Genomic DNA, 26,320 nt, shown 5'->3' with positions numbered 1-26,320 from the left:
GTGATTGACGAACTCGAAAGACAGGCCGCCGAAAACCCGTCGAAGCTCAAGGTTCGAAAAAAGGGCGGCAAGACGATCATCGATGGCGAAGTCGAGTTGGATGGGCTCGTGATGGTGGTCGTCGGTGCTACGGCGGGCGGCCCTTAGAGTCGGCCGTCTCATTCGGCTTGCCTGGAATCAAGGAACATGGGGAGGAGTCGTTTGTTCGGGAGTTACAGGAACCGGATTGATGGAGCGACTGAAAATGAGACAAGATATCGTGGCTGGCGCGAAGTTCCCCGATTACGTTCTACCCGACCACACCAAGACGCCACGGCGGCTGTCGGACCTGCAGGGCGACCAGCTGATGATCGTGATGCTGACGCGTGGATTGTTCTGCCCGAAAGACCGGCAGCAAGTGCTCGAACTGGTGCGGTTTCACCCGCAATTGGTCGTCGGCTACACCCAGCTCGTCACGATCACCACGGACGATTGGCATACGACCAACAATTACCGCCAGCAGACCTCGGCGCCTTGGCCCTTTCTGTATGACGAGGAACGCCTCGTGCAGAAGGACCTGGACATCAAGGAATACACCGACACCACGCACGACGTGATGGTCCCGCACACCATCGTGCTGGGGCGAGACCTCGAAGTCTTCAAGGTCTACAACGGTTATTACTACTGGGGCCGCCCCTCCACCGTCGAATTGCACATAGAGCTGCGCGAACTGGCGCGAAGAACCTATCGCGACTGGGACATCACCGAACCCGAGCTGCGGGAGAAATGGAACAAAGGCGATAAATCCGACTTCTACCCCTATGGCGGGAATTCCATCTCTATGGCGACACTCATGCTCCAGATGGCCGGAGCGGTCGACCAATATGCCGGCCGGGCAAAGAGAAGCTGAACGGATGAAGCCTGCATCGCTCGCGGCGGTCTTCTCGCAGTGACGCTTTTCGTCCAGCCACGCTTGGTAAACGAACCCTTTTCCGATCCGGGCGTGCTACTGGATTTTCGCTTCGGCAACAGGGCCTTGCTGTTCGATCTCGGAGATCTTTCGACCCTTTCGCCGCGTGAAATCCTGCGGATCTCGCATGTCTTCGTGACGCATATGCATATGGATCACTTCAGCGGTTTCGATCGCCTGCTCAGGCTGTCGCTTTACCGGGACAGACGCGTCCATATCGTCGGACCGCCCGGTCTGACTGACGCCGTCGAGGCCAAGTTGCGGGCTTACACCTGGAACCTGCTGGACGGGCGGTCCCATGATTTGGAGATCGCCGCCTCCGACTGGGCGGAGGGAGGCTTCATTACCGAGGTCGTCTTCAGGGCGCGCAACGCTTTTGTTCGCGAAAACCAGCAGCCGTCGGAAGCGCGGCTTCCGCTCGACGACCCGGAATTCAAGGTCGTTGCGGTCACGCTTGATCATGGCATTCCTTGCCTGGCCTTCTCATTCCAGGAGAAAATCAGGGTCAACGTTCACAAGACGCGTCTCGACGAGCTCCGCCTTCCAGTTGGTCCCTGGCTGGCCGAAGCCAAACGGGCCGTTCGCAGCGGCGCCGGGCCTGCAACCGAGTTCATGCCCACCAAGGACAGGAAGGTAGTTCTGGGAGAACTGCTGCAAAGCCAAGCGCTCGTCTGCGCGCCGGGCCAGCGCGTTGCCTATGCCACTGACCTGGCCTTCCATTCCTTGAACATAACCCGGCTTTGCAGCTTGGCGTGCGGCGCCGATCAACTCTTTATCGAAGGTGGATTCTTGCAGGAGGATCGGGGACTCGCCGCTTCAAAGAAGCACCTGACAGCAGTGCAGGCGGGCGAGATCGCCCGCCTGGCGGCAGTGGACTTCGCTCACCAGATGCATTTCTCGCCGCGCTATCTCGGACGGGAGGACGAACTGCGGGCCGAATTCGAGCTTGCGTTCCATGGCCGCTCGGTTGCGCGTAGATAGTAAATGCTGCGGAACATTCACGCGGCGAGGCGGTTCTGGAAACATCAGGATTCCAGGAGGAAACCATGGCAACGAAACTCAAAGACGGCAAGACCGCAAAATCTTCCCAAGGGGCGCACGGAGGCAACCGTGCAGGCAATCAGGACAAACGCGACGAACAGCCGAAGAAAAGCAGTCAGGCGGCCGGCAAAGACCCGCGCCGCGGCAAGGATTGAACCACGCTGTTCCCGTTTTTCTCGAAGCAGCGTTGCGGCGAGCTGGCGCAGGTCGCGTCCCCGCAGGAGGTGTAGCTTGGCGGCAGCGGAGCCGCTGGCGAGAGCGGTCTCGATAGCGCTGTAGCGAGCGACGCGCTCGAGCTGGAGGTTGGGGCCGCCACCGGCGCCCGCCTATGCGAGAAGAACCCGTTGTCGCGAGCGCGACTGGGAGACGCGGGCCGGACCGTCGATGAAGAAGGCCGCCCGTTGCGAGGAAACGGTGCCGTTGAAGCGCGAATATCGCTCCCTTCTTCGACTGGTGTGATCGATCGACCTGGCCCCAACGAACTCCTGCTGCAGAAGGAACCGAAGCGGCGCGGCATCGTTGATCCTCAAGATCAAGTCGCAGACGGGGCTTCAAGTCGGTTGATGATCTTGATGCTTCCGATGGACCGATTTTATGGCTGGCAGCGCCATCGAGCCGGCGAACTCGGGCTCGCCATCGCAGATTCTGGCGCCATCCCCTGTGGAGACACAACTGGCGCTTGGAGACATGGCTCGCGCAAACGCTGGCCGTCGCCTTTGTGTCACCGCCGTTGCGGTTCCGCTCCTGTTCATGATCAGCGGGCTTGTCATTCGGTATGCTGCATTCCATTCAGTCTCGGCAGTTTCAGGCTTCGAAGCTTATGCGCGTGCGCTCTGCAGGTGGGACTGCGCGTGGTATGTGGACATTTCCGAACACGGCTACGAGCGTTTTCCCATTCCAGGCCAAAGCAACGTCGGACGCTGGGGCTTTTTTCCCTTGTATCCCATGCTCGTGACGACTCTTCGGTTTGCTTTCCCTTTTCCCACGATTCTGATCGCGACGATCACCTCGATGGCATGCAGCTACGCCGCCTGTCTTGTGGCATGGCCACTGCTGGAGAAGAACATGCGCGCTTATACGCTGTATTGCGCTTTCCTGCTTAGCGGCCCGTTCTCCTTCCACTTCACCACGTTCCTTACCGAACCTCTTTTCGTGTTCCTGACTTCGTGCGTCTTTTTGGCACTCAAGCGCTCCAACTACCTGGCCGCTGGCGTTTCATGCGCTTTGCTGTCGGCAACGAGGGTGGTCGGGGTCCTTGCTGTGTTTGCAACCGTCATCCGAATGTTCGAGCAGCACCGCCAGCAGGGCGGGTCGGCGGTGTCTTTCCCACGATGGGTGCTTGGTCGTCCGGATATGCTCGTAGCTATCTTCATCTCACCCGCCGGCTTGTTTGCTTACATGCTCTTTTTGTATCTCACTGTCGGGGATGGGTTTGCGTTCTTGCACGTCCAGCGCGCGTTTGGGCGGGTTGCTGGCGATCCGCTCCTTTTTCTATGGGACGGTCTCGCTGCTGTGCCGACAAAAGGATGGCTGCCCACGGCGCCGCAATGGAGCGCGCTCGCAGCGATCATAGGGCTGATCCTATCGGTCGTTCTGGCGGCTCGCAGGCGATATGGCGCTGCGCTCTTCTGTGCGAGCAGCATCATCCTGCCGTTGATCACCAACCTGGCTTCCATGATCAGATACGTCATTGGGCTTGCGCCGCTGATGATGTTGATTGCCGAGCTGCTGTCGGTATCGAAACTGACCTATCTCGTGACTTTGGCTCTTTTCCTGAGCGCATGTTATTTCATGACTGTGGCATGGATTGGAGGCTATCTTGCCCTGGTCTGACGGCCTGTCATCCTATGGCCGTGCTGCCTCGACTGGCGGCTACGCGCTGGCGGTGGTTTTGGCCGTGTCCGAGATCATCATCCTCGCACTCGCTCTCAATCCAGATGTCAACGCTGATTATCGGGCCTATTACATTGATCGCACGACGACGTGCCTCAATCGCGATGCGGTTGGCAGCTACACTCCTGGGCAGACGGTATCTTTCCGGTCCGACGGTGCCAAACAAGCAGCCGGCATGATGGTCTGCGGTTGGTCGGGGCCGGTAGCCGACGGAACCCATTCGCTCGGCGAGACCTCTCGGCTGAGGCTGGAAATACCTTCGCTTCGCGACGGGTTTACAGCCACGCTACAAATGTCTGCCGTCATTCGTCCACCACAAACCATACAAAGGGTAATGATCTCGGTGAACGGAGTTCGGGTACACGAGGTAACACTGTCGAGCCAAGACCCGACGACGATCTCGTTCGCGATCCCGCACGCAGCATTTGCCAGCGCAAAGGTACTCGAAGTGACTTTCGACTATCGCGACGGGATTCCGCCAAGCCCCGCCGCCAGCAAGATCTACAAACGCGCCATTAAATTGGTGTCGTTCCGGCTGGACGCCGGCTAGAGCACTTCACTTTTCCGCTGAAACGGCGAAGTGCCCTAGCTCTTTGTATTGACGCAATTCCGGACGGAAAGCCGCTTCACAACTTTCTGGAGTTGCCCTAGTTCAGCGGCAGCAACAGTTCCGTGCTCGCCTCATGTGCCTGCACCTCCGGGATGGAGGAGAGCCGGCGTTGGCAATAGATCGGGAAGTCGCGTGCCTCCCCGCAGTTGGCCAATAGTCAAGCGATAGAGGTAGAGCGCGGCGGGCTCGAGATCGTTTTTTAGCGCAGCACCGCGCAGCATCCGGCGGGATCACGCCAGCTTTCATTAGCGCGTCATTCGCCTCGATCGACTGATCGGTCTGGGACGGCGGCTCCCTTTCGGAACGGAAGACCATGAAAGTAGAGCTTGTCAGCGGCGACGAGCCATTCGCTTTGGGCCAGGCCCTGAACCGCCGGAAGGTGTCTTCGGGCGTCACCCTGTCCCCGCGATACTCGATCACCACCACCGGCGTAGGCGCCACATCACGGATCGTCGTGGTCAAAGATTATCTGCATGGGCTCGTTGCTTGCGTTGTCGAGGGGCCCCGAAGGCCATAAGCCACGACCCACAGCTGGGAGATATTCGGAGCGACGAAGGCGATTGCCCGAACCGTCGCCGAGAGGCGCGGGCGAACACATCGGGCGCATCGTAACCTGCATCCATGGCTATGTCCGTGACGCTTTGGGCGTCCATGTCGGCGAGCCGGTACGAAGCGCGCCAAGGCCAGCTCATCGTCCAGATGCTGGTCAATGTGAGCACCCGCAGGTTTCAAGTGCCGCCTTCATTGCCTCTCTTCCTGCGTGGTGACACCAGCCAGGCCCTCCCGGGCATGGCGCTCGACCGATCCTGCGATTTGGATGGTTCAACATGTGCTGCCAGCAACGGCTTAAAGGCAAAGCGATCGACGGTTGAACGGAGCCCGGCATCATCCAATCGTAAGGGCCGTGCTTCAGCAAGCGGCTTGGAGCAGTTCATCATTTCCGTGAAACGGTGAACTGTTTTGGAACGAATCTTTCTGGCCGATCACGCGTCAACCATCGCCGGACTGATCGGGAATGTGTTCTGCAAAGACCCATCGGTGGAGCACGACGAAATTGATCGCGGGCACAAGCAAGCAGGTAATCATGATGGGAAAGATGAGCGGCAGGCCCAGCTTCGCCGTCAAGAGCGCCGGCGCGCCATAGGCGATGGCCAAGCCGATCGCCGCCAGCAAGAGAAAACGCGGAGCCTCTGATCTATGCAATCCGCGCGACATGAAGGTTACTGACCTGTGCGCGAGATAGGAAAACAAGGCTGCGGCTGCGTATGCTGCAAGGGACGCTTGAACGGGGCTGAAGCCGAACCGTTCCGATTTGACAAAGACATCCGCCAAGGCGGCATACAGGATTGTGGCGGCGACGCCGACCAGGCCGAAGCGCGCCAGAAGCTTCAGGACGGTGCCAGCGGTACGCGGAAATTCAGACACGGGCACTACACGCATACTGGGCGCCAAGCGGCAGCGGCGCGAGGGCACGCTCAACCTTTCTGGCGAATCTGCCGGCCGACGGGAGCAGCAGGAAATGCTCGCATCGAACCTCCCTGAAGCCTGCTTGTCGAAAGAGGGCCGCTGCTTTGACCGCGTTGAGCAGGACCGCGTCTTGGTCAAACGGACATCGGAGCACCGCCAGGCGCGTCAGCGGATTATAGGGATTGTGCTCGATGATGCAGGCGACGCCGCCTTGCCGCACGACGCGTCGCATCTCGCGAAAAAAATCGAGCCAGGATGCGGGCGAAACATGATGAACAACACAACTGGCAAAAGCCAGGTCGAACACGCAGTCGTCATAAGGCAGGGCCGTCGTGGTGCATGTCCTATAGACGACGCCCGGATTGTCCTCGCTGGCGCGCTGGATCGACTCCTGCGAGACGTCGCAGCCATCCAGGCGCTCGAAAGCGCCGTCTAGATAAGGATGGAGCGAACCGACACCGCAGCCCACATCAAGCGCCCGCAGCATGGCTCCCCGTCGACGAAGTCCTCGCTCGGCGACTAGGCGTCGCAGCAGGTCGGCCTTTGCGACCAAAAAGAATGCGTGCTTGAGTCCGGAAAAGCGGATCGACGCATCGATCGTCTCTCCATAACTGGATCTATAGCTGTCGAAGAGTTCGGACACTGGGAGCGGCTCCGTTCTTAGGCTTGCGAAACGATCTCCGGCTCCCACCAGCGATGGCACGCACCGGCTCGTCGAAGCCGGTAAGCCGATCGATCACGTAAAGAGGGCGGCGTTTCACTTCGGCGTGGATGCTACCGACATAGAGGCCGACCACGCCTGTCATGAAAAGATTGATGCCGCACAGGAACGATACGATCACAATGGTAGACGTCCAGCCGGCAATGACGCCGGTTTCAAAAATCCAGGCGAAGACGGCATAAGCGCCAAAGGCCAGCGCAAGTGCAGAAATGGCCGATCCGCCCCAAAGCGCAAAGTGAAGCGGCTTTTCCGAGAAGCTGACAATGGCGTGGACAGCAAGGTGCATCATCTTCCAGAAAGGGTATTTGGTCTGGCCGATGGTCCTCGGGGGGCGTTCGAATGGCACTCCCGCTTGCTTGAATCCCATCCAGCCGAACATGCCCCTCACGAAGCGATCGTGTTCAGGCATGTGTTTGAAGACGTCCAGCGCATGGCGGCCGACCAGACGGAAGTCCCCGACGTTGCGTGGGATGTTGACCGACGTCATCTTCTCGAGGAAACGGTAGAAAAGATCGGCGCTAAGCCGCTTGAACCAGGATTCGCCCTCGCGCTTGACACGGCGGGCGTAGACGATCTCGAAACCTTCCTTCCACTTCGCCACGAGATCAAGAACGACCTCCGGTGGATCTTGCAGGTCGGCATCCATGACGATGACTGCATCACCCGCGGCAGCATCCATGCCAGCCGTGATCGCAATCTGGTGTCCGAAATTACGGGAAAGCTCGATAAGCCGGAAGCGAGGTTCGGCGGTGACCACCCGCCGAAGGTATTTGACGCTGCCGTCATAGCTACCGTCATCGACAAAAATCGCCTCAGTCTCTCCGTCCAGCCGACTGATCAGTGACCTGATCCGTTCGATCAGTCGCGGCAGCACTTGTTCTTCATTATATATCGGCAGGACCAGCGAGTAGCGCGGCGACGCGTTCACTCCCGTCCCGACGCGTTGGATCACAGAGGCTCGCATGCGGATGAAAATGAAACGCCCGCACCAAAGTTCCATAAGGCATAGCTAATTTAGAAAATTTTAGATATGGCGAGTCGGGGGAAAGACAGGCGCGCTGCTGCCACCTGCTCAAAACTCAATAGTCCATATCTGCAGCCTCGTCGCGACCGCGAGCCGCCGGAGGCAACCACAAAATCTTTAATCCGCGAGACCGCCGTCGCGATGTTCAACGGCATGAATGATCACTTCATAGACGCTCCCGATCTCTTCATCGATCTCCTGAATTGGGATGCCTTCGATGGCGGCCGCCCGCAGGGCCTGGTCTGCCATATCGGTCACAAGCCGGCCCGGGTCGTCGGTTGGCCCTTCCGGCATATGTTCGGAAATCCATTTGTATAGAAAGTCGGCACCGCGGGTGCTCATGGCCGTTTCTGGATAAGGACCTCTGCCGATACAAACCTAGGATGGGTAACAGACAATGTCAGGCTTTTCGAAATAGCCTCGGGCGCGAGGTGACGTCTCACCCTCTTCGGCTTGCATGCTTACCCTGTGTTCGTTGACGGGCGTTCCGCGCTTCCAGCCGATATAGAGGAGAGCAGGCGGCAGCGAAGGAAAGTGGCGAGGATCGCGGCTTTTCGCGCATTCAGCGGCACCGCGATGGAATAATCGCGGTGCCGCGCACAGCTAGCAGTTCGCGTCAGTCTGCGGATCGCACGCCTTGTTTTTTTGCTTCTGTGGCTTGGGTTTGGCCGCCTGCTCGGGCTCGGCCTGCTGCTGCTCGGCGGCCGGCTGCTTCTTGCCCTTCGGCTTCTCAGGCTTGGCCGCCTGCTCGGGCTCGGCCTGCTGCTGCTCGGCGGCGGGCTGCTTCTTGGCCTTCGGCTTCTGAGGCTTGGCCGCTTGCTCTGGCTCGGCCTGCTGCGGCTCGGCGGCGGGCTGCTTCTTGGCCTTCCGCTTCTCAGGCTTGGCCGCTTGCTCTGGCTCGGCCTGCTGCGGCTCGGCGGCCGGCTGCTTCTTGGCCTTCGGCTTCTCAGGCTTGGCCGCCTGTTCCGGCTGGGCCTGCTGCTGCTCGGCGGCGGGCTGCTTCTTGGCCTTCGGCTTCTCAGGCTTGGCCGCCTTGCCGGGCTCGGCCTGCTGCTCGGCCGCGGGCTGCTCCTGGGTTGTCGGCTTCTCAGGCTTGGCCGCCTGTTCCGGCTGGGCCTGTTCGGTCTTTGCTGCGCCTTCGGTCGGCTTCGATTTCCGGCTAGCCTGAACCTGCTTCACCTCCTCGATGTCTTTGAGCTTGGCTGGTTTGGCCTTGGGGTCGGCTTTCACCTCACCTTCAAAGACCGCGACCGTATCGTTTTCCAATTTGCCGGACTGCTCGGGTGCTTCGGTCTTGCTGACCTTGACGGCAGTCACCTTCTGGTTCGTCTCCTTTTCGATCACATCAACATCAACGACTTTGTTGATCACCACGTTGTTCTGGATCGTCACGTCGCCGGCCGGCTCGGCCGCCTCGACAATGCGCACAAACTCCGGCTCATCACGGATAACGACGACAGAAATGTCCGCAGCAAGGAATTCGCGGGTAGGGACCACAACCCAGTAAAAATCCGGCGTCGCGTCGAAGGTCACCTCGATTGAAATCAGATCCGGATCGCGGCGCGGCGGCAGCGGAGCCCAAATGATGTGCTCCCTTTCACGACGCCAACTCACCCATGCTGGCGCCCAACGAGTCCCCGGAACCCAGTACCAACCGATATCGTCGGCATAGCCCCACCGGCCGTAATGGTACGTCGCCCAACCGAATGGCTCGTCGGATACCCAGAGCCAGCCATACTGCTCGGTATAGACCCAGTGTCCAAGGGTATACGGACGCCAATCGTCACGTACATGAACCGGCACGAAAACGGTCGCACCGTGGTACGAAACCCAATCACCATAGGGAGACAAGTCTTGGTAGAATGTGCTGATCGAAACGGTGGCAGCCCTTGCCTCGGACACAAGCAACAATGGCGTAATCGGGTTTGGAATCTCGACGACCGTGAGTAGACAGGCGGCTACGCCGCTCAGCATCAGTCGAACCGCATTTTGGGCAAGGACGCGTTTCATCCCGTTTCCTCCGAAACAGATCGCCCTTCGTCTTAGAAACTCGCCGGCTGTCGGATTGTTCCACCTTGCTAGCGTCGCCCGCATTGGCTCACGCAGCGGCTTTGGCATCGCACAATGATAAGGATCAAACGTCAGAGTTGCTTCATGAGGGCACCAGGTGACCAACCGCCCTCAGTTCCGCGCCCGGAGATTGGAGATGTTCCTGCTCGCAACCACGAAACTGTTTCCGCAAAGTCAGATGAGGAGACAGCCATTTTCGGACCGCTCGATGCCGCGAAGAAACCCTGCAAGCAAGCCTATGTAGACAAAGCTTCCTGCTCCCACCAATCTGAGTAGCGTGGCAATGGCCTTGAACAAATCCCGGCGTGCACACACACACACTGGGATGAGATACTATTTCAAACGAACCGCTGCGCCGGCTCGGCGGGCACAAGAGCAGCACCGTCTTGGCCGAAGCGGTCGTTGCATCGCGCCGGGCCTGACAGGCCCAGTTCTCAGTCGCTCAAAGCATAAAAGTCAGGCCATCGGCCGCCGATTTCAAGCAGTTGCGAAATATCGAGCGCCCCTCCGGAGCCGCATGAAGAAGCGGCGCGGGAACACTGCGCTACCTTCTCATGGGAACTTCCGGCTCAATCGGCCCCACTTGGGCCGGTCCACGGAACTCGATCCCATAGCCGCCCCCGAGTTCCGCCACTTTGGTTATGGAGGCTAGGCGAGCACCGCCTCCGGGCCGGCGGAGGGCGCCTTGGCGTAGACCACCCAGCACTTCTTCCGGACCGGCGACAGGTGGCGCAGGAATGCCCCCGTTCCGCGAGATGAGCAATTGCGCCGAAGAAGGCGAGCCGGCTAGCGTCGTGCAGCGCGACCAACCGGGAGAGGAACAGGCGGCGGAACAGCTTGCCGAGCACGCGCACCGAATGCGAAGCTTGGCGAAGAGTTTGACAGCGCAGATCAGCGCAAGATGTCCGACAGGCTCTCGGGCTTCTTCTCGCCAAGCGACAGATCAAGGCCCGACAGAAGTTCGACGAGATGGCTTCGCATCAGGTCGGACGCGTTTTGTGCGTCGTGCTTTTCGATGGCATCGACGAGGGCGTGATGGGCGTGGCTTTCGCAGGTGGTGTCGCGGCGGCGCCAGTAGAGCGCGATGATCAGCGACGACCGCGACAGCAGGTCTTTGACGAAGCCGGTCAGGATAGAATGGCCGGCGATTTCGGCGATGCCGATATGGAATTTTGCCGACAGCATAATGGCGTCGCTGTCGCGGCCGGCATGCAGGGCCTCGTGCTCTTTTTCGAGATGAAGCCGCAGTTGCGCGACCTCGGCCGGCTTTGCCACTTCGGCGGCAAGCGCCGCGACCTTGGGCTCGATCAGCGCCCGCGCTTCGAACACCTCGCGCGCTTCCTGCTTGGTCGGCTGGGCGACGAACGCGCCGCGGTTCGGCTCGAGCCGAGCCAAGCGGTCATGCGACAGTGCCTGCAGCGCCGCGCGTATTACCGCGCGGCTCACCGAATAGATCGAGGCGAGTTCGTCCTCGGGTAGTTTTGTGCCCGGTGCGATGCGGTGGCTGACGATGGCGTCGCGCAGGCCGGCATAGACCGGAAACCAGCGCATCGTCGGCTTGTCGCCATCCCGTGGCTTTGGCCCAAGCAGGTCCATCGTCTCATTGTCCCGGCGGCCGGATCGCATAGCGGCGCGAACACCGCGTTTCCGGCCGCACATCAAACATCCTGTGTGGGAATGTCAACAATTTTGCACGCATCAGGATGCACGGCCGGTGGGCGAAAAGGGCGCAAAGATTCCGGCGAAGGATTTTTCGAGTGGAACCTGGTAGCCGCCGCGCTTTGAGGTCGACAGGCCAAGGCCGACGAGGCTCTCGCAGAGTTTTACTGCGCAGGCGACGCCGTCGATCACGGGAAGGCTATGTTCGCGGCTGAGCGCGGCAGCGAGGTCGGCCATGCCGGCGCATCCCAGCACAATCGCTTCGGCCCGGTCGTCGCGGATGGCGCGCTCGATCTCCTCCGAAATTCGATGGCGGGCGTTGGAGCCGGGCACTTCGAGCTCCAGAACGGGAACGTCGCTGGCTCGTACCCTGGCGCAGCGGCTGGCGAGGCCGTAGCGCACCAGATTGTGCTCGATCGCCGGCACCGAACGCGACAGCGTCGTCACCACGCTGAACTTGCCGGCAATCAGGCTGGCCATGTGAAACGCCGCTTCGCCGATGCCGATCACCGGCATCTCGCCAACGCAGCGTACTGCGTCGAGGCCGGTGTCGTCGAAGCAAGCGATGACGCAGGCGCTCGACGCCGGATGTCTCTGGATCTCGCCAATCATTCCCGGGATGGCGAAGACCTCGTCGAAATAGCCTTCGATGCTCGGCGGCCCATCCTTCGGATTGGTCGCGATGATCCTGGTGCCGGCCGAAGCCGCGCCGCGTGCCGCCTCGCCGATCTTCTCGGTCATGGACGCAGTGGTGTTGGGATTGACGACGAGTATGTCCATTTGCGCCTTCATATTTCGCCGCCGAGATAGAGTTTCTTGACCCGATCGTCGGCAAGCAGCTCAGCCGAATCTCCGGCCAGCGCGATCGTTCCGGTCGTCAGTGCGTAGGCGCGCTGCGAGATGCGCAGCGCCATGCGCGAATTCTGCTCGACCAGCAGCACGCTGACCTTTTCGTCGCGGTTGATCGCGACGATCGAGCGGGCGATGTCCTGCACGAGCTTCGGCGCGACGCCGAGCGAGGGTTCGTCGAGCAAGAGCAGCTTCGGCTTGGCCATCAGCGCCCGCCCGATCACCAGCATCTGCTGTTCGCCGCCGCTCATCGTGCCCGCCGTCTGCGAATAGCGTTCCTTCAGGCGCGGAAAACGCCCGAGCACCATCTCCAGCGTCGTGGCGATGTCGGCCTTGTTGGTGCGGGTGAATGCGCCCATCATCAGATTGTCGCGCACGGTCATGTAGGAAAAGACGCGCCGGCCCTCCGGCACCATAGCGATGCCCATCCTGACCAGCTCGTCCGGCCGCGTTTTGTCGATGCGGCGGCCCTGGAAATGGATCTCGCCGCTACGGACTTTTTTCAGGCCGGTGATTGCGCGCAGGATTGACGATTTGCCCGCACCGTTCGCGCCGATCAGCGCTACCGTCTCGCCCTCGTTGACGCTCAGCGACACGCCCTTCAGCGCATAGACGTGGTCGTAGTAGAGTTCGACATTGGAGACGCTCAGCAGTTCGCTCATGGCTAAAATCCGATCGTCTCGTCTTCGGCGCCGAGATAGGCTTCGATGACCTTTTCGTTCTCTTGGATTTCTTTAGGCGTTCCCTCGGCGATTTTGACGCCGAAGTTCAGGACGACGATACGGTCGGAAATGTTCATCACGGCGGGCATGTCGTGCTCGACGAGTAGCACGGTCACGCCGCGTTTGCGTACGCCGCGCACCATTTTCACCGCACGCACGGTTTCGTCGTGGTTCATGCCGGCAAAGGGTTCGTCGAGCAGGAGCACGGTCGGGTTGGTGGCGAGGCCGATGGCAATCCCCAGCGCGCGCAGATGCCCGTGCGGCAGCGTGCTCGCGATCTCATGCCGTTGCGCGCCGAGATCGAGGAAATCGATGATCTCGTCGGCGGATCGTCCGAATTCGGCCTCATCGCGCCGCGCTGTAATCGTGCCAAGATAGAAGCCGGCAAGGGTGGCATTGGAACGCAGGTGATGTGCGATGATGACGTTGTCGCGCACGGTCATGCCCTTGAAGATCGTCGTCTCCTGGAATGTGCGAACGACGCCCTTCCGGGCGACGATATGCGGCGCCAGGCCGGAAATCCGCTGTCCGCGAAACAGCACCTCGCCCGAGCTCGGACTGAGGAAAGAGGAAATCAGCTTGAACAGCGTCGATTTGCCGGCGCCGTTGGGACCGATCACGGAGAGGATTTCGCGTTCGCGGACCGCGAAGGAAACGTTGTTGACCGCGATCAGTCCGCCGAAGCGTTTGGTCACTGCCTTGATCTGGAGAAGTTCGGTCATGGTCCTAGCCCTGCTTCTTGCCGAACAGCCGCAGGCTGAGCAGGCCGTTGGGAAGGAACAGCATCAGCGCGATCAGCACCGACGAGAAGATCAGCAACTGGAACTCGCCGGTCTCGAACAGGAAATCCCAGCCGAAATAGAGCACGAAGGTGCCGATCATCGGCCCGAAGACGTAGCTGAGCCCGCCGAGGAAGCAGTTCAGCATGAAGTTCACCGAGTCGGTGACGGTGAAGCTGGACGGATAAATCGACTGCGAAATGGCAACAAACATTGCGCCGCCGAGACCGCCGAGGAACGAGGAGATGGCGTAGGCGATGACGCGCAGATAGGCGATGTTGACGCCGATCGAGGAGGCCAGTTCCTCGTTCTGCTGCAGCGACTGGCAGAGCTTGCCGATGCGCGAATGGACAAGGCGGTAAAGCCCGGCAAAGCACAGCACCATCAGCACCACCGAAACGAGATAGAACGCCGGGCGTGGATTGGCGAGCGTTGCGAAATCGGGAAGGATGGTCAGGCCGAAGATCGAAATGCCGCCGGGGAGCGGAATGCTCACCATGCCCTTGGCGCCGTTGGTGATCGGCAGCGCCAGCGCCAGCAGCCGCGCCACTTCGGTCAACACCAGCGTGACCATCGCGAAATAAACGCCGCGGAGCCTCAGGATGGGCAGTCCGATCAGCACGCTTGCAGCGGCGCAGAACAGCCCGGCCAGCGGCAGTGTCAGCCAGAACGACAAACCGTGCTGGACGACAAGGATGGCCGAAACATAGCCGCCCATAAGCGCGAAGGCACCCTGGCCGATATTGATACGGCCGATGTAGAAGGTCACCCACACGCCGGCGCTGGCGATGCTCAGCAAAGCGACCGAGGTCAGCGTGTAGTAGAGGTCGAGCCGACCGGTCGCCTCGATCAGCCAGGGCACGCCGATGAGTACGACCAGCAGGAAGACAGCGACGGCGAAGATGTTGCGTGTACGCTTCATGTCGATCATCCCCACGGTTTGCCCATGAGCCCGTTGGGGCGGATGCTGAGAAAGACCATCAGCGCGGCGAAGATGACGAGATAGGTGACGTCGCCATAGTGGCGTAGCACCGTCAGGCCGACCGATTCCATCATGCCGAGGATGAAGCCGCCGGCGATCGCTCCGCTGACGACGCCGGCTCCACCGATCATCACCATCAAGAACGCCTTGATCGAGATCGGCCCGCCGATGCCCGAATTGACGCCGGTGATGGCGACCAGCAGTCCGCCGACTATGCCGGCAAGCATGGCGCCAAGCGCAAAGCCGATCATCGAATAGCGGTCGACGTCGACGCCCATAAGCTGCGCCGCGATCCGGTCCTGCGCCAGCGCCCGCATGGCGCGTCCCGGCTTGCTATACTGCATGAAAAGCACGAAGGAGGCGATGAACAGTATGGCGAGTGCGCCGACCAGCAGCCGGTCGTAAGGCATTATGAGGCCGTCGGAGACGAAGACGCCGCTGACGATCTTCGGCACGCCGCGCTGCTTTTCACCGAACAGCAGGAGGATCACGGCGTCGAGGAAGAATGCGACCGCCGCCGCGAGAAGCATCGTACTTTCCTCCCGCACGCTTCGCCTAATCACCGTTCTGAAAAGGAATTTCTCGACCAGCGCTCCAATGACCAGCAGCGTGATCCCGGACGCGACGAGGGCGACGACGAAAGGCATGCCGAGCTGGCCATAGACGGTGTAGGTGACGAAGCCACCGAGAACGTACATCTGCCCATGGGCAAAGTTCAGCACGTTCATCAGAGCGAAGATCAGGGTCAGACCGAGCGCGATCAAGGCGTATTGCGCGCCAAGATAAAGCCCGTTGGCGATGACTTGTTCCATCAGGATGGTTCCCGGCCATTCAGAGGCTCAAGGCGAATGCACGAGCCTCTGCGGCAATCCGCTTCAGTGCAGTTGCGTCAATCGACTTGAGCGACGAAGAGCGTCTCGAACTTGCCGTCGCGGTATTCCGTGACCACCATCGGGACCGAAAGCTGGCGCTTCTGGCCAAACGACGTCATTCCGACATAGGTCAGCTTGGCATCGCCCTTCAGATAGGGATTGGGTGCCGAGAAAGTGTCGATCGTCTTCTTGAACTCTTCGACATTGTTGATCGCGGCCGGGTTCGCCTTCAGCGTCTCGATGATGTATTCGAGCGCGTAGACCTTGGTGTTGGACTCGTCATTGTATTCGCCGAACATTTTCGTATAGCGGTCGACGAACTCTTTCATCATGTCGGACGCGATTTCGGGCGTCGATGCGCCGCCGACTGAGATGAAGCCGTTGGCCAACTCGCCCGCGCCCTCTTCCAGCACCTTGGCATCCTGCGCCGTTTCGGTGGAGATCAGACCTTCGTAGCCGAGCTCGCGCGCGGCGCGGATCAGCAGCGGCGCATTGCCGGGCGCGACACCCGAAAGCACCAGCAGGTCCGGTTTTTGCAAAACGATCGGCGTCAGTACCGGGGTGAAATCGCGGGTATCGTTTTGGTAGACGTCCGTGGCAGCCACAACCTCAAGCCCGAGCGCCTTTGCCGCGGCAACACCGCCATCCCGCTGGCTCAGCGGATCGGATTCGTTGGCGGCGACAAAGGCAACTTTTTTCACGCCCCTGTTTTCCTTGAGATATTTGTAGATCGCCGGAGCTGACTGGTAGTTGGCGATCATGCCGAGCACGGCATTGGACGCCGGCGGGGTGTAGAGTTCCTTCGGGAATGCGTAGGGAAAATAGATGATGCCCTTGGATTCTGCCACGGGGCGCACCGCCGCCGCGCCGTCGTCGACATTCGGACCGACGACATAGTGGATGCCCTCCTGGGCCATCTTCTCCATGCCGGCGATCGCCCGCTTCGGGTCCTTCTGATCGTCGAAGGTAACAATTTTGATGTCATAGGTCTCGTCACCAATCTTCACACCGCCGGTTTCGTTGATCCAGGCGGCGCGCGTCTGCATCGAGCGGACGTTGGATGTGCCCCACGCAGCGGCCGCGCCACTCGTGACGCCGACAAAGCCGATCTTGAGTTCCTTGTTGGCGGCGTGCACCGTGATTGTGCCGCCGGCCATGATTGCCAGCGCAGAGACGGGGCCGAGCGCGGCGAATGTGATTATTGAACGTCTATTGATCATTGTTCTTTCCCCTTTGGAGGCCGCGCATTGTTGCGACAGAACTCGACCGATACGCGACTTTTGTGAGTGAAGGCTCGAATCTATTATTTGTCAACAAAAGTTTTACAGATTGTTGACAATCTGTAAGGTCGTAGATGAAGGACGCAGTCCGCATCCGATGCGCTGCTGCAATCGATCGACCTGGCGGTTCGCAGTAACCTGCTGATTTTGCTAGCCAACTTAGCCACAATCGGTGACTCGAACTATCACAAATCCTGGCCGCTGCCTGCTCTTTCCGATAGGGACACCAGTGCTGTGACGGTCGAACATTAGAACCGCTTAATAACATCTCCACTAGCACTACGCAGGCGATTTGGTCCGCAGTGAGGGGCGGATGGGGTTAGGTTGCCCACTAGCATCTACCCCACAGTTCACAAGGGCTTCCACTGGCACTGTGGCGGCGATTGGCTCTCGTGGAAATTCCCCACCCACTAGCACTGCGGCGGGCGACAAAGGCCTCCACTGCCACTGTGAAGACGAACCCATACCACCAGGATGGTGAAGGTGATTTCCTCGCCGGCCGACAACGGCCCCTAAGATTACGCAGACCTACCGACCGGCGGCTGTTCTCCCAGCGTTGCGGCTGCCCTTTCTCCTTCCAAGCGATGGAGGTGGCGCACTGGCCGGTCGGCGCCGAAACAACGAACGAAAGCCCGAATCGTTCCGAAAGACCGCTGCAATTCCCCAACACAATCGGTTTGCGAGATCTGGTCGAGGGCGAAGGCGGTTAGCACTCCGACGCGGCATGCGAGGCAGTTGTGTCAGCAGTTCCACTCCGGTCGACAGATAGCCGGAATGCACTGCGGCCGATGGATTTGCAAGACTGTTCGGCCTGGACGTCGGGGTCGGAGGGCCGACTGGATCAGGCGGTTTTGCGGGTCCGCTCGACATTCGGCACCGGCCAAATGCGGTCGCTCTGTATTAAACTTGGCCCCAAGCCGGTGTCGAGACTCGCCGCCGATCGAGTAATTCTTTGATCATGTTTGGTCGAAAAGAGGCGAGTGGGATGGTTGTGCACAAACCAACTGATCAATTGCAATCCTGATCTTCTTGGGAGCAAATCTTGGCATGGCGGCGGAAGAGCTGGACGCGCTTGTTTTCGGGATGGCGGTCGACGGCGTTCGTGCGCTTCCCGTTGGCTTCACCGAAAAAGTCGCAGAAATCGCCAGCAGAAGCCACGGCGTCCTGCTTTTCGATTTGCGCATCGATGGCGACTTGGAAATGCAACGGATCGCCGCCATCGAATATCCGAGCAATCAGACAGGCATCCTGGCGCTGGACAAGCAGGGCTCGGTGATCAGCCATTGCATGGTCAATGGGACTTTCTCCACCTTTATCGCTCCGTTGGCGGACTGGAACACTCTGCCGTTGCCCATGCAGGCCAGGACGAGTATCACCGGCCCGGCAAGCCTCTTCATCGGCGCTTTACGCAACGCCGGATATATCCCGCGCGGCAGGCCCTGACCCGAAGTTTAGTTCGACGAGCATGACGGGCCAGGGTTCATCCTCAAGATCGGGGCCCACCGTGGACGGTCGATCGCCGTGACACTCAACGACAACCTCGACTATTTCGGCCAGACCGTGAATGTCGCCGCGCGCGTCCGTCCTTGGCAGAAGTCGGACAATGGATGCCGCAAGTGCTACGACGGCGGAAAAGTCACGGCACTGCTACCCCTCTTGGCGTAAGAGATCCGGCGAGCGGAGCCAAATAGCGGCTGTACTCGCCGGGGCGCCTATTCTAGCTACCGCACGACCATTCGCTGCTGGTCACGCCTCTGTGCATAGCTGCCCTTGTCATAGGCGGCCTGTGCCTGGAGCTGTTCCTTGGTGAATGTCGTGTACAGATACTTCTTGCCATTCTTGTCGGTCATGAATTTCAAATTGTCCATGCCGACCGCCACTTCCTTCGAACCTATGCCAAGGAAGCCGCCGACATCGACGATCACCGCGTCGGGCTTCTTGTCCGGCGTCAGCACGACATCGCCGATCTGGCCGACCTTGGCATCATTGGCACCGTAGACCGTCGTGCCCTTCAGATCGTCACCTCGGATTTCCCCAATCGGCATCTGCTTGAGCGTGGACTTGTCGATTGCCCCGGTCGTTGTCTGGTCAGGTGCCGTAGTGGCCGCAGGGGCCGCGGCCGTCTTGTTGGCGGGAGCGGCGGCAGGGGCCGTGGTCACGGCTGGGGCGGTTGCAGCCGGCTGATTGGATGCCGTTGTGGCCGGTGCAGGGTCGTAGGCCTTGCGATTGAAATCCGGCTGCGCCTGCAACTCCTCCTTGGTGGTCTGCGCCACCAGCCAGCGGTTGCCGTTCTTCTCCGCCCACTGTGCCTTGTCGAAATCATAGGTGACGTTCTTGGTGCCCAGACCAAGGAAACCACCCACGCCGATGACCAGGGACTGCGCCTTGCCTTCCTTGGACAGAACGATGTCCTCGACCTTGCCGATATTCTGCGCGTCATCGCCCGTACCGTTGTAGACGGTCTCGCCGAGAATGTTGGTGGCAAGGTTGCCATCGGCCCGCTTCACCGGCTCTGCCGGGGCGGTGTTCGTGGCGGGGGCCTGCGCGGTGGTGGTCGGGGCGGAAGCCGACGGAGCTTGCGTGGTCGTCAATGGTGCGGGCGGCGGGGCATAGGCGTTGCTGTCGAAGTCCGGCCGTGCCTTCAGTTCGTCCTTGGTCGTTTGGGCGACCAGCCAGGTCCCGGTGGACGATTTTTTCCTCTTGCCCGGANTCCGGCTGCGCCTGCAACTCCTCCTTGGTGGTCTGCGCCACCAGCCAGCGGTCGCCGTTCTTCTCAGCCCACTGCAGCTTGTCGAAATCGAAGGCGACATTCTTCGTCCCTACACCCAGGAAGCCGCCGACGCCGATGACGACGGATTTCGCCTGGCCGTTCTTGTCGAAGACGACGTCGCTGACCTTGCCGATATTCTCGGCATTGTCACTGGTGCCGTTGTAGACGGTTTCGCCGATGATGTTGGTGACGATGCTGCCCTCGGCGCGGGGTACCGGAGCGGTGACCGCGGGCTCCTGCGCGGATGGTGGGGCGGCAGGCGTCGGGGTGCTCGTGCTCTGCGCATACGCGCCTGTCGCGATCAATGTCGCGAGGGCGGTGGTGGCTAAAAGGGTGCGAATCATGATAGTCTCTCCTGTGCCTGATTTCGTATAGGCCGCGCGGCCCTGCGGGACATCGGGCGCGGCACTTCACGATTCACAACGTTGGGACAGCGCCGTTGTTCCGGCAAAACTCAATGGTATATTGGCCACCTCTCCTTCGCTCCTGCTATGCATTCCGCTCCTCGGAAAACGCTGTTTGACTTCCGCCGTAAGGCGTTGACGTCTTGAAGCGGATCAGCTCGCCATTTCCATTGCCGGCGTAGGCGGCGCATCGATCACACCGCGAACAAGTCTGGATCTGCGAAGGTTCCCTCAACTCGCGAATCTCGAAATTTTCAGTGTTATCGCGATCGGCTAATCGGTTTGGCCATAAGACACGCCTGGAAATCGTATGGCAAAAACGCTGCTTGATAGCTGCCGCCTGAAAACGTCGTTAGTCGGTTGAGCCCGAAATGATCACGCGACGCACCCATTCCAAGATTTGTTCCTGTTCGACAGTCGGACGCGAGTTGAAATCTTCGGGAAGATGCCACGCCAGACGTCTGCGTTCAGCCGGACCGATATCGTCGAGCCATATGTCCGGTCGCTGATCGTGCCCGATGCGGGAGCTTTCCTTTGAAGTACCCCTCTGGGAGGCTATACCGACGTTCAATCCGACCGAGAAGCTCGAAGCCGCGAAGTCGCGTCCCGATGTCCCGCCCTCATTTCCCAGACCGCAAGCCCGGCGGCGTTGCGCTGCCGGTCGGTTTCGTCGCTACGGCACTCATGGCGTCGGGCCAGAACGCCGGAATAGGGCGTTGCGCCCTTCGCGTCGGCGATCATCATGGCGTCCGGCCGCTGCGGCATGTTCAAGCGTGAGACGGGCATTCTTGTGGATGTTCATTCGGACCCTCCGGTGAGTGCTGCAGCTTGGTAACTCCAGTCTCCTCGGTCCGGTCCGAATGGACAACCCTCTGAAAGCTCACACCTAGGTCTCTCGACCCGCTCGGTCGATGACCTGGTCAAGGTCATGGGCATGAGCGGCATCTCCAAGAGGCAGGGCAGCCGGCTGTGCGAAGAGATCGACGGCAAGGTCAAAGCGTTCCTCGAAAGACCCATCGACGGCGACTGGCTATATCTGTGGATCGACGCCACCTACCTGAAGGTGCGCTGCGGCGGCCGCATCGTCTCGGTCACCGTCATTATCGCTGTCGGCGTCAATGCGGACGGCCGACGCGAGGTGCTGGGCATGGAGATCGGCACGTCTGAGGCCGAGCCGACCTGGACGGAGTTCCTGCGCAAGCCGACGGGCCTGCGCGGCGTCAAGCTCGTCGTCTCCGACGCCCATGGCTCTCCCGGTTGGCCAGCTCAACGCCCAAAACCTGGCGCCGGCCCTCCCAATCCACGCCGATCGCCACCAGCACTGCCTGGCTGGCGATCACGCCCGCCTCGCGAGCCCGCTCGTAGCGCGCGTCCAAAATGAGATACGGATAGCTTTCCTCGNATGGCTCTCCCGGTTGGCCAGCTCAACGCCCAAAACCTGGCGCCGGCCCTCCCAATCCACGCCGATCGCCACCAGCACTGCCTGGCTGGCGATCAGGCCCGCCTCGCGAGCCCGTGTCCAAAATGAAAATCAGGATGCCATCAATGGCTTGCGGATAGTTCACGGACGAAGTTCTCTTTCGTTCGAGATGGCCTGGTTCAATCTCCAGCATTCTCCTGCTGCCATACTGGCCGGAGCGAGTGCCGGCCGCGAGCGAGTGACCTTTGAGCCGTGGCTCAGAGCGTCTTGCTCATCATCAGGATTGGAACCGGAGCGCCGCCACGGTCATCGACGAATTTCTCGGCGGGTTGGTAGCCGCAGGCTCGATAGAGCGGCTCTCCTGCCATCGTGGCTGCCAGATCGGCACGGCGGAAGCCCTCAGCCTTAGCGGCACGTTCACAAAGTGAAAGGATAAGACGGCCGACGCCTCGCCGGACAAAGTCCGGATGCGTATACATGGCTCTGATACGTGCCGCGTCCGTGGCTGGATCAAGCAGTGCCGCGTTGCGTACCGGTAACTGATCGCCACCATACATGGTCGTGCGCCGGCTCCAGCCACCGCACCCTGCCAGGACGCCGTCGTGCTTCACGACGAAATAGGTGCCATCATCGATAAGCTGCGTGTCCAGCCCCATGATTGCGCGGCTGGATCGGATCTGGTCATCGTCGAGAAACGGTTTCTGGAGTTCGGAGATCGCTGCGTCCATGAGCGCAATCATGGAGGCGAGGTCCTCGCGTCGTGCTATCCGGTGCCGAAAGTCTTCACTAGCCATGTTCAAGCCCCACGTGAGGCGAAACAAACGCTCGATATGGCGAATTTCGTTCCGTCAGAAGACCAAATGTTCGCTGCTGCGACAGGCTTGGGACGCCTGACGACAGCAGGCCGAAGCTATAACTAATGACAGTCATGCTGGCAGGCCCGCCATGCGATAACCTTCCTCGATGTGCCGTCGCACGTCTTCGGCCGGGAATGGCTGCGATTCCGACCAGTGCCGGATAGTGAAGTGCGGATTGCTCATCATGAACATTTTCGCCTCCCAGCGCGCTTCCTCCAAACGGCCAAGTTGCGCAAGGCTTGCTGCAAGCAGGCGCCGTGAAGTCGTGCGATAGGTTTCGGGCCTGCGCAGCGTTTGGATCGCGGATTCGTAGTCGCCCATGGCATATTGGGCCTGACCCAACATCCAATAATACCAACCGGGCGGGTGAGGGTTGAGTCGCAGTGCCCTGCGGACCTGGTCTATGGCTTCGGCAGGTCGGCCCTTTTGCGTCGTCAATTCGGCCCGCATAGCCCAAGCATCGGCGTGGTTGGGATCCAGCTCGTGGGCAGCATTGAATTCGGCATCCGATTCCGCCCAGCGACTCTCATGTCCCAATATGACGCCCAATACCCATCTGTTCCCGGCGTCGTTCGGATCGAGTTCGACCGCCAGCTGCGCTTCGGCGAGCGCTCTTGCGCGGTTGGGGTCCATCGGTTCGTCCCAGAACTCCCAGCCCAGCCAGAGGTTGAGTGCCAGCCAACGGTGCGCCTCCGCGTATTCCGGGTCGAGCGCGATTGCGCGGTCCAGCAGCAAAATGGCCTCTTTCGCGGTAAGCGCCGTTTGCAGACCAAGGGCCCGGGCACGCACACAGATATCATAAGCCTCCAGGTTGCTCGGTCTGCTGCGCGCCGGCGCTGTGGTCAGGCGGCCAACCAGAGCCTCGACAATCTTGCCGGTCACCTCATCCTGAACAGCGAAGATATCTTCTAGGCTGCGGTCGAATCTTTCGGCCCAAAGGTGGTCACCCGCGATCGCGTCGATCAGTTGGGCGTTGATACGCACCCGTCCAGCGGCCCGCCGTGCACTACCTTCAAGAAGATGGCGAACGCCCAATTCGCGCGCGATGCGACGCACATCAACGTGCCTGCCTTTGTATGCAAATGCCGAGTTGCTGGCGATGACGAACAACTCGCTTGTCCGCGACAGATCCGTGATCAAGTCTTCGGTGAGGCCATCGACAAATGCCTCCTGCTCCGGATCATTGCTCATGTTCGTAAAGGGGAGGACGGCAATGGACGGCTTGGCGGGGAGCTGCAGAGGCGCTTTCTCTGCGAGCCCGCCATCGTCCGACGCGGTCGACAACGAGATCCGGTAGACTGACACCGGTTCGGTGACGTTCTTGATCGCTTGCGGACCAAGTTCGTCGAAGCCGCAATCGAGCTTCCGCTTGACTTGGTCGTAGACGCTGCCGGACACAAAGACATCTCCTGCCCCGGCCATTGCCTGGAGCCGCACTGCGACAATGACGCCGTCGCCGAACAGATCGCCGTCCTCGACGACGACATCGCCCAGATTGATGCCGATATGCAGGTTGATTCTCCGGTCGGCGGTCACACCCTCGTTTGCGGCCGCCATCCGCTTCTGAAGGTCCACGGCGCATGACACGGCGTTCACGGCGCTTCCGAACTCGACCAGAACGCCATCACCCATCACTTTTACAATACGGCCTTTACGGTCGCGCACGAGCGGTTCGAGAATTTCCTTCCTCCTCCTCCTTAACGCGGCCAACGTTCCTTGCTCGTCCACGTCCAGAAGTCGACTGTAGCCCACCACGTCGGCAGCCAATATGGCGGCAAGGCGGCGTTGGGGGCGTTCTTCGGCCATTTCGCGTTGCTTTCATTGAAAGCAGAAAAGCGAATTTTATGCCGACCATTTCAAAAGTCTATCAGGTTGACTTCGAGGCTCGATCGCCAAGCAGCTACATACGGTCATCGCAGCTGTCGATTGTCCCCACTTGGGCTACGACTTGCCCTTGGGCTCGTCTTGGAGAAGGTCAGCAAGGGGTCAGTGCCGAGTGCCGTGAATGTCGGGTAGGTGTTGACCCGGCCATATCCGCGTCTGGTAGACGGAAAGCGCTAGTAAAGTGACCGAGATGGAGCGTTACTGCGGTTAGCAACCGCTGAATAATGGGGAAGGACAGCAGTGCGCTGCAAGGGGTCAGGCCACCGTTCATTTGCTATGCGTTAAAATGTGCATATATTGTGCAATGAGAGGTCGGAGAATTGTCATGGCCCATGCACAGCTAGCACATTCCACAATGATCTCGGGCTTTGTCGACAGCCTGCAGGAACCGCGCACCCCATATATCTCGCCGAGGCGCCTGTCGCAGGCGCTGGGCGTCAAGGTAGCCAACCTGGCGCAGTTGACCGGCGTCCACCGTAACACGCTCCGCAATCCATCATCGGAGCGACTGCAGGGTCGGCTGCGTGAGATGGTGAAGGTGATTTCAGCCGCGACGGAGCTCACCGGCGACGTCAACAAGGCGATCTACTGGTATCGCAATGAACCGATCGCCGACTATGGCCATCGCACGGCGGCCGAGCTCGTCGCCGGCGGCCAGGTCGAAGCAGTCCTGGCCTTCATTCGGGATCTCGAGAATGGGGCGCGCGGGTGAAAGTCACCCGAGTCGGGCCGGACGAGATATTCCATCGCTATCTGACACCCAAATGGGCTTTCCTGCCCACAAGCGGGGCAGGAGCAGCGATCGACGGCGGGCGATTCAATCGGCCCGGCGTCGAAGCACTTTACCTGTCCCGCGCGCCTCAGACGGCGTTGGAGGAATACAAGCAGGGCGCCAGCATCACCCCGCCCGCCACCCTTGCCGCCTACAAGATCACGCTTTCCGAGGTCGCCGACCTATCGCACCGGTTCGACCCAAATGTCTGGGACAGCGCCTGGAGGGAATGGGATTATGCCTGGCGCCAGATCGCCCGACGGATGAACCCAGCGAAAGGATACGTCGCCGGCAGATGCGCTGATCTGCACCGATCCGATCCTGGCGACAACGGCAGCGCTACCTTGACCCTTGCCGTCATCGGCCATCAACGAACATTTATCTGTCGTTCTCTCGTGGTATCGACAATGTCGGCACGCCAACCAAGGCGAGGTAGCTCGGGTTGCCCGTCCTTCAATTCCTGCGCCTCTCAGCCGAGGAGTAAACGGTGCGCATCTTCTCCATCATAGCCCACCCGCGTGCCAACAGCTTTTGCCACGCAATTTCTGCACGCGTTCGCAACGCGCTGATCGGCGACGGCCACGCAATCGAACATCACGATCTCTATATGGAAGGCTTCGATCCGTGCCTAACCGCGGAAGAGGCCTACACGGTCGGCGACACCCTGGAAGAAGCGCTTTCACGCGCCGAAGATCGCGTTTTGCTCCAGCACCGGACGCAAGTCGCGAATGCGGATGGTTTACTGATCGTCCACCCGAACTGGTGGGGGAAGCCACCTGCAATTCTGGCGGGATGGCTCGATCGCGTTCTGGTTCCTGGTGTTGCCTATCGCCTGAAAACCGCGGATGGGTTGCCCGAAGGCCTCCTCTCGATCAAGAAAGCCATTATTTTCAATACTTCCGATACCGATGCGACGAGAGAGGTGAATGACCTCGGTGATCCGCTCGGACTGATCTGGGGACGATGCGTCCTCCCATATTGCGGGGTTCTGGAACATGAACGACATGTGTTCAGGCCAGTTGTCGGCAGTTCCGAGGAGCAACGGGAGAACTGGCTCGAGGAGGCCACTGCCAAATGCCGGACCACGTTCGGGGCAAGTTGAATGTGATTAAATCCGGTCCGTCCGCAATTCTGTCATAACCGTGCTCGCCTGAATTTCGGCTCCCGTCCGCCTCGGGCCTATCCAAGCACGCGGCGCAGATCCTGATGCCGGCGACGTATCCTTTCGCTGGACTGGTCCGTCTTAGCTGTTGATGGGCGGTCATCCCAAAGTCGCCCTCCCAAACGTATTGGAA

The 26,320-nt window shown here is 60.2% G+C and carries 25 protein-coding genes and 7 pseudogenes; 12 read left to right on the top strand and 20 right to left on the bottom strand.

Annotated features, from left to right (window positions below; genetic code table 11):
* The 6 genes from X744_RS153660 to X744_RS153685 all read left to right on the top strand — a co-directional run bounded on the left by X744_RS153660 (nucleotide 1) and on the right by X744_RS153685 (nucleotide 4,433).
* On the top strand, nucleotides 1-147 hold the full coding sequence (locus tag X744_RS153660) for a hypothetical protein (protein WP_023759971.1): 147 nt from the start codon (nucleotides 1-3) through the stop codon (nucleotides 145-147).
* A gap of 97 nt (nucleotides 148-244) precedes the next feature.
* Entirely contained in the window at nucleotides 245-889 is a 645-nt protein-coding gene (locus X744_RS153665) for a redoxin domain-containing protein (RefSeq protein WP_023759970.1), read from the top strand.
* Nucleotides 890-928: 39 nt separating this feature from the next.
* Nucleotides 929-1,930: an MBL fold metallo-hydrolase gene (locus X744_RS153670; protein WP_023759969.1), complete on the top strand. Its 1,002-nt coding sequence runs from the start codon at nucleotides 929-931 to the stop codon at nucleotides 1,928-1,930.
* A gap of 65 nt (nucleotides 1,931-1,995) precedes the next feature.
* On the top strand, nucleotides 1,996-2,145 hold the full coding sequence (locus X744_RS1000000173825; RefSeq protein ID WP_023759968.1) for a hypothetical protein: 150 nt from the start codon (nucleotides 1,996-1,998) through the stop codon (nucleotides 2,143-2,145).
* Between the two features lie 439 nt (nucleotides 2,146-2,584).
* Nucleotides 2,585-3,823 carry a hypothetical protein gene (locus X744_RS153680; protein WP_023759966.1) on the top strand — a complete coding sequence of 413 codons (1,239 nt, stop codon included), beginning with the start codon at nucleotides 2,585-2,587 and terminating at the stop codon, nucleotides 3,821-3,823.
* Nucleotides 3,810-4,433, top strand: coding sequence for a hypothetical protein (locus tag X744_RS153685; RefSeq protein ID WP_023759965.1), 624 nt, complete (start codon nucleotides 3,810-3,812; stop codon nucleotides 4,431-4,433). Before X744_RS153680 ends, X744_RS153685 begins: the two co-directional genes overlap by 14 nt.
* Before the next feature lie 97 nt (nucleotides 4,434-4,530).
* Here X744_RS153685 and X744_RS1000000172180 read toward each other — a convergent pair.
* A pseudogene (locus X744_RS1000000172180) lies at nucleotides 4,531-5,170 on the bottom strand (AraC family transcriptional regulator); the annotation flags it as partial.
* Between X744_RS1000000172180 and X744_RS1000000174495 the strand changes: the two are divergent.
* On the top strand, nucleotides 5,121-5,447 hold the full coding sequence (locus X744_RS1000000174495; protein ID WP_198032234.1) for a hypothetical protein: 327 nt from the start codon (nucleotides 5,121-5,123) through the stop codon (nucleotides 5,445-5,447). The pseudogene X744_RS1000000172180 and the gene X744_RS1000000174495 sit on opposite strands and share 50 nt — an antisense overlap.
* Before the next feature lie 36 nt (nucleotides 5,448-5,483).
* Here X744_RS1000000174495 and X744_RS153695 read toward each other — a convergent pair whose 3' ends face one another.
* From X744_RS153695 to X744_RS153745, 13 genes and pseudogenes are all read right to left on the bottom strand, one after another.
* Nucleotides 5,484-5,966: a GtrA family protein gene (locus X744_RS153695; protein ID WP_245266664.1), complete on the bottom strand. Its 483-nt coding sequence runs from the start codon at nucleotides 5,964-5,966 to the stop codon at nucleotides 5,484-5,486.
* Nucleotides 5,911-6,603, bottom strand: coding sequence for a class I SAM-dependent methyltransferase (locus tag X744_RS153700; RefSeq protein WP_023759962.1), 693 nt, complete (start codon nucleotides 6,601-6,603; stop codon nucleotides 5,911-5,913). Before X744_RS153700 ends, X744_RS153695 begins: the two co-directional genes overlap by 56 nt.
* A complete protein-coding gene (locus X744_RS153705; RefSeq protein ID WP_198032233.1) occupies nucleotides 6,578-7,645 on the bottom strand; it encodes a glycosyltransferase family 2 protein in 1,068 nt (355 codons plus the stop codon). The genes X744_RS153700 and X744_RS153705 overlap by 26 nt, the downstream gene beginning before the upstream one ends.
* A gap of 177 nt (nucleotides 7,646-7,822) precedes the next feature.
* Nucleotides 7,823-8,047, bottom strand: a complete 225-nt coding sequence (locus tag X744_RS153710; protein WP_023759960.1) for a DUF768 domain-containing protein — start codon at nucleotides 8,045-8,047, stop codon at nucleotides 7,823-7,825.
* 261 nt (nucleotides 8,048-8,308) lie between these two features.
* The gene (locus X744_RS1000000171025) at nucleotides 8,309-9,715 is read right to left on the bottom strand and encodes a DUF6600 domain-containing protein (protein ID WP_023759959.1); all 1,407 of its coding nucleotides are present in this window, start codon (nucleotides 9,713-9,715) and stop codon (nucleotides 8,309-8,311) included.
* A 711-nt stretch (nucleotides 9,716-10,426) separates the two neighbouring features.
* Nucleotides 10,427-10,629: pseudogene (locus X744_RS1000000175215) on the bottom strand (IS91 family transposase); the annotation flags it as partial.
* Between the two features lie 37 nt (nucleotides 10,630-10,666).
* Nucleotides 10,667-11,371: a GntR family transcriptional regulator gene (locus X744_RS153715; protein ID WP_023759958.1), complete on the bottom strand. Its 705-nt coding sequence runs from the start codon at nucleotides 11,369-11,371 to the stop codon at nucleotides 10,667-10,669.
* A gap of 102 nt (nucleotides 11,372-11,473) precedes the next feature.
* Nucleotides 11,474-12,214 carry an aspartate/glutamate racemase family protein gene (locus X744_RS153720; protein ID WP_023759957.1) on the bottom strand — a complete coding sequence of 247 codons (741 nt, stop codon included), beginning with the start codon at nucleotides 12,212-12,214 and terminating at the stop codon, nucleotides 11,474-11,476.
* A gap of 8 nt (nucleotides 12,215-12,222) precedes the next feature.
* Nucleotides 12,223-12,945, bottom strand: coding sequence for an ABC transporter ATP-binding protein (locus X744_RS153725; protein WP_023759956.1), 723 nt, complete (start codon nucleotides 12,943-12,945; stop codon nucleotides 12,223-12,225).
* Nucleotides 12,946-12,947: 2 nt separating this feature from the next.
* Nucleotides 12,948-13,727, bottom strand: coding sequence for an ABC transporter ATP-binding protein (locus X744_RS153730; protein ID WP_023759955.1), 780 nt, complete (start codon nucleotides 13,725-13,727; stop codon nucleotides 12,948-12,950).
* Between the two features lie 4 nt (nucleotides 13,728-13,731).
* Nucleotides 13,732-14,706 (bottom strand): branched-chain amino acid ABC transporter permease, encoded by a 975-nt coding sequence (locus X744_RS153735; RefSeq protein WP_023759954.1) that lies wholly within the window; start codon nucleotides 14,704-14,706, stop codon nucleotides 13,732-13,734.
* Between the two features lie 5 nt (nucleotides 14,707-14,711).
* A complete protein-coding gene (locus tag X744_RS153740; protein ID WP_023759953.1) occupies nucleotides 14,712-15,578 on the bottom strand; it encodes a branched-chain amino acid ABC transporter permease in 867 nt (288 codons plus the stop codon).
* 77 nt (nucleotides 15,579-15,655) lie between these two features.
* On the bottom strand, nucleotides 15,656-16,858 hold the full coding sequence (locus X744_RS153745) for an ABC transporter substrate-binding protein (RefSeq protein ID WP_031260363.1): 1,203 nt from the start codon (nucleotides 16,856-16,858) through the stop codon (nucleotides 15,656-15,658).
* 1,107 nt (nucleotides 16,859-17,965) lie between these two features.
* Here X744_RS153745 and X744_RS153750 point away from each other — a divergent pair.
* The gene (locus X744_RS153750) at nucleotides 17,966-18,361 is read left to right on the top strand and encodes a hypothetical protein (protein ID WP_023759950.1); all 396 of its coding nucleotides are present in this window, start codon (nucleotides 17,966-17,968) and stop codon (nucleotides 18,359-18,361) included.
* A 278-nt stretch (nucleotides 18,362-18,639) separates the two neighbouring features.
* On the opposite strand, the pseudogene X744_RS01000000169815 reads toward X744_RS153750, so the two are convergent.
* Together X744_RS01000000169815 and X744_RS1000000175210 are read right to left on the bottom strand one after the other, a co-directional pair.
* Nucleotides 18,640-20,032: pseudogene (locus X744_RS01000000169815) on the bottom strand (PRC-barrel domain-containing protein).
* A gap of 345 nt (nucleotides 20,033-20,377) precedes the next feature.
* Nucleotides 20,378-20,682, bottom strand: a pseudogene (locus X744_RS1000000175210) (hypothetical protein); the annotation flags it as partial.
* 299 nt (nucleotides 20,683-20,981) lie between these two features.
* On the opposite strand from X744_RS1000000175210, the pseudogene X744_RS0137145 reads away from it, so the two are divergent.
* A pseudogene (locus X744_RS0137145) lies at nucleotides 20,982-21,338 on the top strand (transposase); the annotation flags it as partial.
* 1 nt (nucleotide 21,339) lies between these two features.
* On the opposite strand, the pseudogene X744_RS1000000173815 reads toward X744_RS0137145, so the two are convergent.
* From X744_RS1000000173815 to X744_RS153760, 4 genes and pseudogenes are all read right to left on the bottom strand, one after another.
* Nucleotides 21,340-21,492, bottom strand: a pseudogene (locus X744_RS1000000173815) (transposase); the annotation flags it as partial.
* 5 nt (nucleotides 21,493-21,497) lie between these two features.
* Nucleotides 21,498-21,614: pseudogene (locus X744_RS1000000175205) on the bottom strand (transposase); the annotation flags it as partial.
* A 155-nt stretch (nucleotides 21,615-21,769) separates the two neighbouring features.
* Nucleotides 21,770-22,252 carry a GNAT family N-acetyltransferase gene (locus X744_RS153755; protein WP_245266663.1) on the bottom strand — a complete coding sequence of 161 codons (483 nt, stop codon included), beginning with the start codon at nucleotides 22,250-22,252 and terminating at the stop codon, nucleotides 21,770-21,772.
* 186 nt (nucleotides 22,253-22,438) lie between these two features.
* Entirely contained in the window at nucleotides 22,439-24,175 is a 1,737-nt protein-coding gene (locus X744_RS153760; RefSeq protein WP_023759946.1) for an adenylate/guanylate cyclase domain-containing protein, read from the bottom strand.
* Nucleotides 24,176-24,578: 403 nt separating this feature from the next.
* Here X744_RS153760 and X744_RS153765 point away from each other — a divergent pair, with 403 nt between their 5' ends.
* The 3 genes from X744_RS153765 to X744_RS153770 are packed head-to-tail and all read left to right on the top strand — an operon-like array spanning nucleotide 24,579 to nucleotide 26,127.
* Entirely contained in the window at nucleotides 24,579-24,965 is a 387-nt protein-coding gene (locus X744_RS153765) for a hypothetical protein (RefSeq protein ID WP_023759945.1), read from the top strand.
* Nucleotides 24,962-25,534 carry an RES domain-containing protein gene (locus X744_RS1000000175200; protein ID WP_245266661.1) on the top strand — a complete coding sequence of 191 codons (573 nt, stop codon included), beginning with the start codon at nucleotides 24,962-24,964 and terminating at the stop codon, nucleotides 25,532-25,534. Before X744_RS153765 ends, X744_RS1000000175200 begins: the two co-directional genes overlap by 4 nt.
* Complete coding sequence (locus X744_RS153770) at nucleotides 25,513-26,127, top strand: NAD(P)H-dependent oxidoreductase (RefSeq protein WP_023759944.1); 615 nt, start codon at nucleotides 25,513-25,515, stop codon at nucleotides 26,125-26,127. Before X744_RS1000000175200 ends, X744_RS153770 begins: the two co-directional genes overlap by 22 nt.
* Nucleotides 26,128-26,320 lie beyond the last annotated feature (193 nt).

Source organism: Mesorhizobium sp. LNHC252B00, from assembly GCF_000502955.1.
In the GTDB taxonomy this organism is placed as follows: Bacteria; Pseudomonadota; Alphaproteobacteria; order Rhizobiales; family Rhizobiaceae; genus Mesorhizobium.
This window is presented reverse-complemented; position numbering and strand designations above follow the sequence as displayed.